The sequence below is a fragment of the Flavobacterium limnophilum genome (assembly GCF_027111315.2).
Lineage (GTDB): Bacteria > Bacteroidota > Bacteroidia > Flavobacteriales > Flavobacteriaceae > Flavobacterium > Flavobacterium limnophilum.
Genome location: NZ_CP114289.2, coordinates 2,018,534 through 2,031,888 on the forward strand (window position 1 = coordinate 2,018,534; position 13,355 = coordinate 2,031,888).

At 39.5% G+C, this 13,355-nt stretch carries 6 protein-coding genes; 1 reads left to right on the forward strand and 5 read right to left on the reverse strand.

Annotation, left to right across the window (positions count from 1 at the left end; genetic code table 11):
* Positions 1-519 precede the first annotated feature (519 nt).
* Positions 520-4,863, reverse strand: a complete 4,344-nt coding sequence (locus OZP13_RS08285) for a hybrid sensor histidine kinase/response regulator transcription factor (protein WP_281299309.1) — start codon at positions 4,861-4,863, stop codon at positions 520-522.
* A gap of 305 nt (positions 4,864-5,168) precedes the next feature.
* Here OZP13_RS08285 and OZP13_RS08290 point away from each other — a divergent pair, with 305 nt between their 5' ends.
* Entirely contained in the window at positions 5,169-7,784 is a 2,616-nt protein-coding gene (locus OZP13_RS08290; protein ID WP_281299310.1) for a beta-glucosidase, read from the forward strand.
* A 275-nt stretch (positions 7,785-8,059) separates the two neighbouring features.
* On the opposite strand, the gene OZP13_RS08295 is transcribed toward OZP13_RS08290, so the two are convergent.
* The 4 genes from OZP13_RS08295 to OZP13_RS08310 all read right to left on the reverse strand — a co-directional run bounded on the left by OZP13_RS08295 (position 8,060) and on the right by OZP13_RS08310 (position 13,338).
* Positions 8,060-9,502, reverse strand: a complete 1,443-nt coding sequence (locus OZP13_RS08295) for a glycoside hydrolase family 28 protein (protein ID WP_281299311.1) — start codon at positions 9,500-9,502, stop codon at positions 8,060-8,062.
* 61 nt (positions 9,503-9,563) lie between these two features.
* Positions 9,564-10,379 (reverse strand): SDR family oxidoreductase, encoded by an 816-nt coding sequence (locus OZP13_RS08300; protein ID WP_281299312.1) that lies wholly within the window; start codon positions 10,377-10,379, stop codon positions 9,564-9,566.
* 124 nt (positions 10,380-10,503) lie between these two features.
* Positions 10,504-12,141 (reverse strand): sodium:solute symporter family transporter, encoded by a 1,638-nt coding sequence (locus tag OZP13_RS08305; protein WP_281299313.1) that lies wholly within the window; start codon positions 12,139-12,141, stop codon positions 10,504-10,506.
* A 54-nt stretch (positions 12,142-12,195) separates the two neighbouring features.
* Positions 12,196-13,338 carry an acyltransferase family protein gene (locus tag OZP13_RS08310; protein WP_269243422.1) on the reverse strand — a complete coding sequence of 381 codons (1,143 nt, stop codon included), beginning with the start codon at positions 13,336-13,338 and terminating at the stop codon, positions 12,196-12,198.
* Positions 13,339-13,355 lie beyond the last annotated feature (17 nt).

Here is a 13,355-nt window from a genome sequence, read left to right on the forward strand (position 1 = left end):
CTTTGGTTGCAAGACACTGTAAACATCCCAACAATTGGCAGGACAAAAGTGTTAATTTGTTTCATAAGCTTTTTTTTAGTTAGTTAATAAAGTCCTTTGGAGACTTCAAGTTAGTTCACAAAACTATGTATATGGCATCCTAATTTGGTGTACATATTGCTTTTCAACAAGGGTGTAATTGCTAATTTACCTACCCATAAATTGATGAATCAATAAATAATAGGGCGATTTTTTTCACTACCGGAAAAATTTAAAGAAAGCCATAAACGAATGGAAGTAAACTCAAGTCTTGTTGACACAAGCCAATTTGTAACAAGACGGGAAAGACAAAATGATGATTCAAATTTGAATCTTGAACAAAAAAAAACAGGGACAAAATGTCCCTGTAAAAGTGTGAATCTCGGCAAAAACATTACAATTTCTAATCCATTTGTCACGTTGGAAGCGTCTAAATTATGTTGCCCTCTCGTGCTTAGAAACACTTACGGCGGGACAATCTGAATTAGGTTTGGTATTTCTCTAGCGATGCAACTGGCGATATTCAGCAGGAGTGGCATTGAATTTGGTTTTGAAACATTTGCCAAAATATTTCAAATCATTGAATCCTACTTCAAAACATATTTCCTTTATCAACATGTCTTCGTTTTTAACCAGCTCTGCGGCTGCATTCAATCGCATGTCACGAATAAATACCACAGGGGAAACTCCCGTTATGCTTTTAAGCTTATTAAAGAAACTGGCTCGTGACATATACATTAATTTTCCTAATTCATCCACCGAGAAATCTGATTTAGCCATATTTTCCTTTACAAATTGAATCACCTGAAACATGAACTTATGATCCTTGTTTGAAATTTGCAAGGGTTCTTTTTTCGAAATTTCAGCAATATTACCCGTAGAATACAAATTTTGAAGGAGCAAGCGCTGTTCCAAAATATTCTTTATCCTTGCCTTTAAAAAACTTACATTAAACGGCTTGGTTATATAATCATCGGCTCCGTATTCCAACCCTTCCAATTTACTTTCAATAGCTGTTTTTGCACTAAGCAAAATCACTGGAATGTGGCTCGTGGCAATGTTATTCCTGATTAACTTGAGCATTTCTATACCATCCATTTGAGGCATCATGATGTCACTAATGATGAAATCGGGCGATACACTTTCGGCTTTCAAATGCCCCTCGACACCATTTTTTGCCACATAAACAGTATATTCCTCTTCCAATACAGCAACAATAAAATCCCTCAATTCGGGATCGTCTTCCACAATCAGTCCAACTGGTTTTCCTTCTCCCATTTCTTCTTCTATCGTTGCAACAGGCTCGTTATCTCCTTTTTCACCATCATCGATTAGTGGATTTTCGGATTCTTCAAATAAAATATCCACATCATCGTCAAAATGATTGTACCCTTTTAAAAAACAAAGTTGAAAACTACTTCCTTTGCCAGTCATGCTGTCCACCACGATACTTGCGCCATGTTTATCGGCTAAATCTTTGACAATCGAAAGTCCAATACCCGTACTGGGATTGTTTGGATTTTCATTGTAATTGGAAAAACGTATGAACAGTCGTTTTTTAACGGCAGGATTAATACCGGGACCATTATCATTAATCTTTAATACAACCTGCTTGTCGGTTTGGTCCACAACCACTTCTATTGTATCTCCTTTTTGACAATACTTGAAAGCATTTGAAATTAGGTTTACCAAAATCTTGTCCAAACTATCTGCATCGGCCCATATAACCGGCGAAGCAGCCATTATGTTTATTTTCAGATGAATCTGGCTTTGAATACTTATTTCCCTGAAATTTTCACCTATTTTGGTGACAAAATCGCCTAAATCAATGGCTTTAACTTCCAATTTTCTATTTTGGATTCGCCTTAAATCCAAAATTTGATTTACCAAATTCAACAGTCGATTACTATTCCTTTCAATTCCTTGAAGTTGCGTTTTAACCGAATCGGGAATATCAATATCGGACAGCATTTTCTCAACCGGTGCGGTAATCATGGTAAGCGGAGTTCGTATTTCGTGCGAAATATCAGTAAAAAATTTCAGCTTCAATTCAGAAACCTGTTTCTCTATTTGAACATCGTTACGCAATTTCAGGATTGTCGAAAAAGTACGCCTAATGACAAAAAAAGTACCAATAGCCAACAGTAGATAACAAATAAAAGCGGAATTTGTCCACCATATCGAGGGTAATATTGCAATTTCAATTCTTCTCTCATTATTCACCCACAAATTATGATCGTTGGTTGAGGATATCAAAAGTGTGTATTTTCCTCGACTTAAATTTGTGTAATTAATGGACTGACCGCCTTTTATGTAGTTCCATTGTTTGTCAACACCTTCTAATTTATAACGGTAAACAATGTTTTCGTTTTTAATGTAATCCAAAGCTGAAAATTGGATTCTAAAAAAATTCTGGTCGTGTTCCAAAGTAACTCCTCTTATTAAATCAGGATTATTTGGTGTTTCAGTATTTATTTCATGCAACTCTTTATTATTGACGGTAAAACTCGTTATTGCCAAATAGGGTTTAAATCTAAAAGGTTTTATATTTTCAGGATTGAAAACCACCGCGCCATTAGAATAGCCCGAGACAATTTCTCCATTAGGCAGGCGACATTTTGTAGCTTCAGAGAATATTTCGTTTCCAATATGGGATTTCAATTCCGGAAAAGTCTCCGAAGAATTATTCTTGGGATCAAATCGCACCATTTGATTGCTTCCCATAAGCCATATTTTCCCCAATCGATCCTCCTGCATCGACACAACGCCATCAATAGGAAAACCTATCGTCTCCTCTCCAAAAGACTGGACTTTCAACTCCCCTTTTTGATTCAAATCAGCCAGCAACATTCCTTTTCCATTGGTTGCCAATGCTAATTTATTTCCGGAAGTCACCAGAATATCCAGAATATCATTTCCTGAAACCTGTGGAAGTTCTTGAAATTTTATCTGGTTTGCAGGTTGATTTTTTCCAGAAAAAGAAAACAGCTTGGATGAAGAAATAAAAAACAATTGACGATTTTTATCTTCAACAATCGAACGAACCCTGTCGGCAGACTTTATGGGGTAATTTTTCAATTCATTTCTATAATTAACAAACTGAATTTTAGCATTGGATTCTCGAATAAAATTTACTCCTCCTCCCCAAGTAGCCACGTAAATTTGCCCCGAACTAGCCTGAAAAACTCTATAAACATCATCAGAGCTAATACTGTAACGATCAGACTCTTTCTTTTTATAATGAATTACTTTGTAATTAAATGCCTGCCCAGTTGGGATGAGACAATACAATCCATTTCCTCTTGTGCCTACCCAAATTCTTCCTCTATTGTCCTGGAACATGTTGTAAATATCGGCGCCCCAACCTGGGCTACCGCTAGACAAGGTACCGTCAGACCCCAGAATTCCTATCTTCCTTTTCTTGGAATCAATTATTGTAATTTTGTCTGTACGACTGGCCACCCAAAGATTGCCGTTTTTATCTGCCATTAGGCTTCTAACATTATTTTTTTTTCTGCCTTGGGATAGGTCCAATTTTAATGTGGAAAAATTCTTTTTGTCAAAATTCATTAAATCCAAACCTTGTCGATAAGAACAAAACCATAAATTTCCTAATCTATCAAATACCGCTGCATGCATCATATCAGAAACTACTTCCGTGGATTCGTTCATGTAATGTGATATCGAAAATAATTTATCTTGTTTTTTGTCCCAATAAGATAATGCACCACCCCTTGGTTGCATCCAAATACTTCCATCAGGAGCCGTAATTAGAAACGTTTTTCTTGATATGCCCGCTGTAGTAAGGTCACTGGAATCCACTTGTAAATGTTTTAACTTTCGGCTAACCAAATCAAATCGATACACTCCCAAAGCCGTGGTCTCAAACCAAAAATATCTCGAATGGGTCAATCCCAAATACTTAATATCCTGATCGGGAAATCCCGCAAATGTCTTGCTGTTATAAACCTCTAGTTTAGCTGTCTTTATATCATAACAAGCAATATCTTGTGTCTTGGTCTGAATTAAAACTTTACCACCTCTTATATATTTTATTTTGCTAATATCAGCGTTAAATTCTAATTGAACATCAAAAAAAGTATTGGACTGTTTAGAATAACGTGTTAGTTTACCGCCAGCTCCTCCAAACCATAGTTCCTCTTTGGTCTCCATAATCGAAAAATAGGAACAAGACTTCCCTAAAGACCTGGACATATTGAAAAAGAAATACTCGGGTACCGTTGCCTCTTTATTTAACCTACAAATACCTTTGCTTGTCAAAAACCAAGTCGTACCTATGTCATCTTCATACACTTCCTGTACTTTACCGCCTTGAAGTTTAGCCGAATCAAAAGAAATCAGCCTTATTCTCTTGTCTGTTTCAAAAGCGACTGCATCATTTTTGTCATCAGAAAACAACCACACTCTACCTGAAGACGCCAGTCTAAATTGTTTAAATGAATTATTGGAATACTTTTTTGAATACCCTTCCAGGGGAGAATGATAACTTAGGTTTTGGGTGTCAAAATAATAGATTTCGTCTTTTTCAGACTTGATCCAGATTCGTCCGTTTTTGTCAAATTTAAAACTCGAAACTCGATTGGACGACAAATTAAGTTTCCCTCTTTGCTGTACTTCATAATTTTGAAAAGTATTTCCATCATACCGAATTAATCCAATATAAGTGCCTAACCAAATGAATCCTTTTTCATCTTGTTGAATATCCAAAATACGGGACTGGCTTAATTTTGCATCTGCAGTAAAATGTTTCAAAAACCCAAAGGGTTGAGCCAAACACAATCCGGAAACCAGAGAGAAAAAAGCAACAATTATATTTCTTTTCAAAATTTATTTTTTAAAAACCCTTTAACTAATTACAAAAGTATCAAAATTCCTGTCAGAACCTAAAACTACGGCAGTTCCTAGCCAAACACCCCTTCCTAAATAGCAATTTGTACCCACTTGGATTATTTTCAAAAAAACAAAACTCGACAACAAGCTTTACGACAACCTACAAATAGCAATTTATCCCAATCAAATAAGACTTAAAAAACTAATTTTGTTTTACTTGTAATCGAAGAAGCAAAATCTTCATATACAACAAAATAGTAGCCAAAGTCTAAACTAAAAATTAATTCCCAAAAAAATAAATGAAAAAAATATATTCCTTGGTATTTCTTCTAAGCCTAATAACAATAACCTCATTTGCACAACAAAACATATCCTACAAAAATCCTGATTTACCAATTGAACAGCGTGTAAACGACTTGGTCTCCAAGATGACCCTGGACGAAAAAATCAGCCAATTGATGGATTCTTCACCTGCCATAGAACGGCTTGGCATTCCAGAATACAATTGGTGGAACGAATCCTTGCACGGTGTTGCCCGCGCTGGATATGCCACTGTTTTTCCACAATCCATTTCGATCGCGTCCTCTTGGGATCGTCAATTAATTTTTGATGTTGCCAATGTCATTTCCGATGAAGCCCGTGCCAAACACCACGAATATTTGAGACGTGGACAACACGGTATGTACCAAGGATTGACGTTTTGGTCACCTAATGTCAATATTTTCCGTGATCCACGCTGGGGTCGTGGTCATGAAACCTACGGCGAAGATCCTTATCTCACCGGCCAATTAGGGCTTAAATACGTCAACGGCCTTCAAGGCACTGACGAGAAATACCTTAAAGTAATAGCCACGGCCAAACATTATGCCGTGCATTCGGGTCCGGAACCCTCGCGTCATCTATTCAATGCCGAAACCAGCGACATCGATCTTTACGAAACTTACCTTCCCGCTTTCCGAACTTTGGTAAAAGAAGGCCATGTTTATTCCGTAATGGGAGCCTACAACCGTTTCAGGGGAGAATCCGCCAGTGCAAGTCCCTTTTTATTCCATATTCTTAGAAACGACTGGGGATTTAATGGCTATATCGTATCCGATTGTGGCGCTGTCACGGATATTTGGAAATACCACAAAATCACCAGCGATGCTGCTTCTGCTTCTGCTTTGGCCGTGAAAGAAGGGTTGGATTTGGAGTGTGGAAGCTGTTTTCAATCATTAAAAGAAGCCATTGATAAAAAACTGCTCACTGAAGCCGATATCGATATTACCCTAAAACGTTTGTTCACGGCCCGTTTCAAACTAGGCATGTTCGACCCAGAAGAAATGGTACCCTACGCCCAAATTCCATACTCGGTAAACAACAATTCGGCTCACGACTATCTAGCTCGCGTGGCTTCGCAAAAAAGCATTGTGCTGTTGAAAAACCAAAATCAAACACTTCCGCTTTCCAAAAACATAAAAACTGTTGCCGTGATTGGGCCAAACGCCAATGATGTGCAGTCCTTATGGGGAAATTACAGCGGTATTCCGAGCAATCCAATCACCGTTTTAAAAGGAATCCAAAACAAATTGGAACCCAATGCCAAAGTACTTTATGCAAAAGGAACTGATTTGGCAAAAGGAGTTCCCGAAATGAAAGTTATCCCGTCCATTTATTTTCAAAATGAAAACGGCACACAAGGCTTGACAGCCGAATACTTCGACAATTCGAAATGGGAAGGAAAACCGCTTTTTACCCGTACAGATGACAATATCGATTTCCATTGGGACATTGACACTCCAGATCCTCGCATGAAAATGGGAAATTACAGCGTGAAATGGACCAGTTATCTCGTGGCTCCAAAAACGGGAACGTACAACATTTCGGAATGGTCGAAACCCTTTATGACCATTGAAATTGAAGGTGGAAAAACTTCTGGCGGAAAAAACAATCACCATCCGCGCATTCGTCCACAAAAAATGGAATTGGAAGCTGGAAAAAGATACAAAATAGAGGTTAAATACCAAAACTTCTACGGTGATGCCATAGCCCAACTATTGTGGACCGAACCGCAAGAAAACGTACTACAAGAAGCTGCCCAAGTGGCCAATCAAGCGGACGCCATAATCCTGGTATTGGGATTAAACGAACGTTTGGAAGGGGAAGAAATGAAGGTAGAAGCAGATGGTTTTGAAGGTGGAGACCGCACCAGCCTCAATTTACCATCCAATCAGGAAGAACTGCTGAAAGCCATGACAGCAACCGGAAAACCCGTTATTTTGGTTTTAATAAACGGAAGTGCGCTTTCCATCAATTGGGCCAATGACCATGTTCCTGCCATTCTAACTGCCGGATATCCGGGTCAACAAGGCGGAAATGCCATTGCCGACGTGCTTTTTGGCGATTACAATCCAGCTGGTCGATTGCCTGTCACTTATTACAAATCCGTGGACCAACTTCCCGCTTTCGAAAACTATGACATGAAAGGGCGCACCTACCGTTATTTCGATAAAAAACCGCTTTACCCTTTTGGATTTGGCTTGAGTTATACCCAATTCAAATACAGTAACCTGCAAATTCCTGCGAATATCAATCCTGAAAAAGATTTTGAAATATCGGTTGACGTAACCAATACCGGTGACCGTGACGGAGACGAAGTAGCTGAATTGTATCTAAAAGACGAAAAAGCATCTACTCCACGCCCTATCGTGCAACTGGAAGGTTTTGAGCGCATCAATCTAAAAAAAGGCGAGTCAAAAACGGTTCGTTTCACAATCACGCCAAGACAACTCTCCTTAATTAACAAAAAAGGCCAGCGCGCCATAGAACCCGGATGGTTTACTATCGCCGTGGGTGGAAAACAACCCGATGGTTCGAACGACATACAAAGTGCCCGATTTAAGATTTCAGGCCAACCAATACTACTCGAAAAATAGATTATTTCACTTCAGGGACTGCCATTTAAAGCAGTCCCTTTTTTATTTTGCAAAAAAATCCAAAGAAGAATTCATAAATTGAAATTCAAATAGCACCAACAATATATTTGATGGTGATTTTTTGAATGTTTGTTTTTCCGTTGTTTTCCTGTTTTAAAACACAAACTCTCGTGTGGGCACGGTTTACAGAACCGCGCTATCAGTTTGCGAGATATCTAGTTTAGATACGAGTGGTCGGGACAACAATAAATTAAGATCCCAGCTAATTACAGAACTTATTGTTTTTTCACCGCTTCCAATTTATCTGGAAAAGCAGACTGTCCTTCAAGATTATTGATAAGCAAAGAATCGACATTCTTGCTTTCGACGGCGTGGGCAAAATAATCGGGTTTGTTTTTTCCCCATTGCACGGAGCAGTTTTGCATTTTCATGCTTTGGGCGGCATCAAAATAAAAACCGGAAGTGCTCCCTTTTACAAAACCCTCCAATTCCGAGGGACGACGATCGTAAACACCACCGGGATTGTTCGTGGTTTTGTCAATAAAAACATTGACGTTGTCAAACACGATATTATCAATTTTATCTTTGGATTCGGCACTCACATAAACGCCATTCTCACTGCTGCATTGAATATTCGAGAAAAGGATGTTGCTGATTTTGCCCACTTTCCCTTCCGTCGCTCCCTTTGGAAAACGCCAATTGGCATCTTTGTGGTTGCCTTTTGCCCTGCGATATGCCGTGACATAAATGGGTTCCGCCTTTCCCCACCAAGTGTCGGTGGTCAAATGACTTTCGATAATTATGTTGGAAAAAATCACGTCGCTTACTGTTCCTTCGTCCCGATTTTGAATCCCAACTCCGCGATTGCTGTTTTTTATGATGCAATTATTGAACACGACTTGCCTGATGGCGTCCATGTTTTCGGAACCAATTTTTATTGCGCAACTGCTGCTGGTCATCGTGCAATTGGTAACCGTTATGTTTTCGCAAGCACCAAACTCTTCGAATTCTCTTCGGTTTTTTAGGCAAATGCAATCGTCCCCGCTTTCGATATAACAATCGCTGATGCGCACATTTTTGGAATGATCCAAATCAATGCCGTCGCTGTTGCGGACTTTCAGGCTGTTCAGCAAAGTAATTCCGCTAATTACCACATCGTTGCAACCCACAAGATGAACCGTCCAATAAGCCGAGTTTCCTATGTGAATATCTCTTATCCTGATGTTTTTTCCGCCAATAATCGTCAATACATGAGGTCTTGGATCCAAACCCACGAAAGGTTTCAAAACATAAGAATCTTCCAGTTCTTCGCCCATGAAAGAAATGCCGTTTCCATCAATTTTCCCCGTTCCGCTGATGCTGAAATTTTCGATGTTTTCGCCACCAATCCAGATGGTGCCTTCTCCGGGATTCGAGCGAAAAGCACTTTTGGTGTACAGTCTTTCGTCAGGACTGGCCAATAGTTTGGCTCCCGCTTCGACATGCAAATCGATTCCCGATTTCACGTTGAAGGGTCCCGTCAAAAAGGTAAACGGAGCGGAAAATAATACTCGACCGCCAGTTTTACTGCAGGCATCTATTGCTTTTTGGATGGCAACGGCATCATTGGTTTTGCCGTCTCCTTTGGCTCCATATTTTTTGACATCATATATTTTTTGGGCTACCGCACTTAGTGAGACACAAAAAACAATTAGGGCAATAATAGATTTTTTCATCATTGGATTTATATTTAATGAATCCCTGAAGTTAAACTTCGAGGACTACTTTTGTTTACACTTTCTATACTCCGCTATTCACCGAAAAACCTCCATCTACGGTGATTTTTGTTCCTGAAACGAATTTGGAAGCATCACTCAATAGCCAAACCAAAGCTCCCGTAAGTTCCTCTGGATTTCCAAAACGGCTGAAAGGTGTGTTTTGAATGATCAAATTCCCTCTATCGGTCAAACTTCCATCAGGTTTGGTCAAGAGTGTTCTGTTTTGTTCGGCTAGAAAAAATCCAGGCGCAATGGAATTCATTCGAATTTTATCGCCAAATCTATTTCCTAATTCCAACGCAAACCATTTGGTATAGGAATCAATCGCTGATTTCCCCAAACTATATCCCAATACTCTTGATACTGCATGATCCGCGACAACAGACGAAATATTCACGATACTGCCCGTTCCGCCATTTTTTATGGCTTCGCCAAAAACTTGTGTCGGCAAAATGGTTCCAAATAAATTCAGGTTCATCACTTCTTGCAATGCCTTCATATTCAATTGAAAAACATCTTGTTCCGGCTCAATTATGGCTTCGGGAATGTTTCCTCCGGCAGCATTGACCAATCCGTCTATTTTTCCGTATTTTGCCAATATTTTTTCACGGGCATTTATCAGGTCTTGTTCATTGGTCACGTCTGCAATCAATGCCATAGCTTCGCCTCCTTGATTCTCGATTGCAGCCACTCTTTCGTTGGCGATTTTTTCATTTCTCCCCAAAACACCCACAATTCCACCTGCATCGGCAATAGCGTTGACAAATGCTTCTCCCAATATTCCGGTGGCTCCAGTTACCACTATCACTTTTCCATTTAATGAAAAATCGTTTTTCATAATTTATATTTAAATTTCTACTAATTCAGTTTCCAAATATAAACTACTTCGCTTGCAATTCATACGTATTTGTTTTGGTTCCTACTTGCTTTTAAAACTTCTGCTCCAAACTGCTTCAAATAAACTACCAAAAAATGGTATATAAAGCCACCAATATTCCGCTAATAATGAACGAACCGACAATAAATTCAGACGACACTTTAAACATGGATTTATCCACTTCAATTGCGTGTGCTTCATGTTGCTCTTCGGATTCAGGATTCAAGAGACTGATGGACACCATCAGGAATACAATTGCAAAGAAAGAAATAGTCATTCGATCCAAGAAAGGATAATCCGGGAAGAAACCATTGGTCCAAACGGGAAGAAACTTCAATACCGCCGCAATGGGCACGGTCAGCAAGGCACCGGCAAGTCCTGCCGAAGCCGTGGTCTTCTTCCAAAACATTCCCAACAAGAAAATGGCCAGCACTCCCGGCGAAAAGAAACCCACATATTCCTGTATAAACTGATACGCCTGATCCAATGATTTCAATGCTGGAGCCACGAGTGCGGCAATAAACATCGAAATGATCACGACCCATCTTCCGGTAATCACCAATTTTCTGTCGGATGCCTTTTTGTTGAAAAACTTTTTATAGATGTCCAAAGAAAAAATCGTGGAAATACTGTTGGCTTTCCCTGCCAAAGAAGCCACAACTGCAGCCGTCAAAGCGGCCAAGGCAACTCCTTTTAATCCAGCGGGCAATAAATTCATCAATGTTGGATAGGCTTGATCCGGTTTTATCACCCCTGCGGCATCCACCATTTCGGCCTGAAACATTCCGTTTTGGTGCATTACATACATCGCAATACCGGGCAAAACTGCAATTACGGGAACCAACAATTTCAGGAAAGCAGCGAACAAAATCCCTTTTCGGGCTGTTTTCAAATCAGCTCCCAAAGCCCGTTGCACGATGTATTGGTTGCAGCCCCAATAGGCCAAATTATTAATGAGCATCCCTCCTATCAATACTGAAATTCCGGGTAATTCAATATAATGAGGATTTGATTTGTCGAATATCATGTGCAGATGACCAGGCGCTTCGTCGGCAATAATGGATAATCCTTTGAGAATGTCTTTGCCAAACCCAAATTGCTCCGACAACAAGGTCAACGACAAATATGTGGTGACCAAACCACCTAGAATCAATACAACCACTTGAAAAATATCGGTATAACCGATTACCTTCATTCCTCCCAAAGTGACGATGATGGAGAACAAACTCAATCCCATCACGCAAAATTCGAAGCTAATTGGTGCTATGGACGAAATCGCCAATGCCCCCAAATAGATGATGGACGTCAGGTTTACAAACACATAAATCAACAACCAAATGATAGCCATGATGGTGCTCACGGTGTCGTTGTATCTTTTTGCCAAAAATTGCGGCATCGTGAATATCCTGTTTTTGAGATATACCGGCAAAAGAAATACGGCTACCAAGATTAGTGTCGCGGCTGCCATCCATTCATAGGAAGCAATAGCCAATCCCAATGCAAATCCGGAACCGCTCATCCCGATAAAATGCTCTGCAGAAATATTGGAGGCAATCAATGAGGCTCCGATTGCCCACCAAGTGAGCGATCCTTCGGCCAAGAAATATTCTTTGGAACTAGTAGCTGCGTGTTTCTTGTTCTTGTAAATATACATTCCGTAGGCCGAGACCAGCACGAAATATATCAGAAAAACGACGTAATCTGCGGGTTGTAATTCATTCATAATTTAATTGGTTGGTTTAGTAATAGCTTATAATTTGGTTTAAATATTTTTGGTTTAGATTTTCAAAAACAATTTTCTTTTGTACAGAAAATAAAGCAAGACAAGTTGGACAAAGGTTACCGACAAAGTGGTAAACACGGGTTGCCAAAGGAGCGGTAAAAATTCGATTAGACCTCCAAACACAAACTCGGCAGTATGCTTGAAATTTACCAAACCTTCGGAAGCCATATAAATCAGGATAGAATTCGAACCTATCAACAGTAAAGGAAATGCCCATTTTTGGAAGCCCAATACGTCAATTATCCAATAGAAAAAGGTGAAAAACAAAATACTGAATCCACCAACAAAACACACAAAAGAGCTTGTCCACAGGCGTTTATTGATAGGAAAATCATAGTTCCAAAGCGCTCCAATACCAATCAAAATGAGTGCAGCGGCAACCATTATTACTATTTTTTCATTTGCCGAAAATATATTTTTGGATTTCAAAAAGGTTCCCAAAAACATTCCCAACAAAGCGGTGGCAATGGCCGGTATCGTAGAAAACAAACCTTCGGGATCATAGACCTTGCTGTGCAATCTTCCCGGCAGGAACTGTTGGTCAAAATAACTCGAAAAGGAAGCTTCCGGTGTTAAAATACCAGCCCCAAAATTAGGGACTGGCACTAACTTCAAAACTAAATAGTAACCAACCAAAATTCCTATTAGCCAAAAAAGTTGTTTTTTTAAATCAAAATTCAAATAGATGATGCCGGCAAAAAACCAAGCCAAGCCAATGCGTCCCAACACGCTGGCAAAACGAGTTTGATCGTAGCCGTCAAACCGCAATAGTCCATTCACCACAAATCCCAAAAACAGTAAAATACAAGTCCTTTTCAGCATCGAGCCGTATATTTTTTGCTTTTCTTTTGAAGGCAATTCCGCTGGAGTATTTACACCTGCGATACTCATTTTCTTCTCGAAAGAATAGGGCATCGAAACCCCGGCAACGAAGAGGAAAATGGGAAATATCATGTCATAAAACGTAATGCCGTTCCAATCCGTATGATGCAATTGTGATGACATCCATACAAAAACAGGAATTGGGGCGGCCTTGGCCAAAGCGTGAATAATGTGTTCGCCGCTCATGATCCAAAACATGACAAACCCTCTCAAGACGTCCAAAGAAACCAGTCTTCCATTTGTTGTATTTCCCATATTATTTTTGCTTAAAA

What these genes read in the sequence shown, in the direction of transcription:
- OZP13_RS08290 (WP_281299310.1), top strand. Translation starts at nt 5,169, where the DNA reads ATGAAAAAAATATATTCCTTGGTATTTCTTCTAAGCCTAATAACAATA.
- OZP13_RS08295 (WP_281299311.1), bottom strand. Translation starts at nt 9,502, where the DNA reads ATGATGAAAAAATCTATTATTGCCCTAATTGTTTTTTGTGTCTCACTA.
- OZP13_RS08300 (WP_281299312.1), bottom strand. Translation starts at nt 10,379, where the DNA reads ATGAAAAACGATTTTTCATTAAATGGAAAAGTGATAGTGGTAACTGGA.
- OZP13_RS08305 (WP_281299313.1), bottom strand. Translation starts at nt 12,141, where the DNA reads ATGAATGAATTACAACCCGCAGATTACGTCGTTTTTCTGATATATTTC.
- OZP13_RS08310 (WP_269243422.1), bottom strand. Translation starts at nt 13,338, where the DNA reads ATGGGAAATACAACAAATGGAAGACTGGTTTCTTTGGACGTCTTGAGA.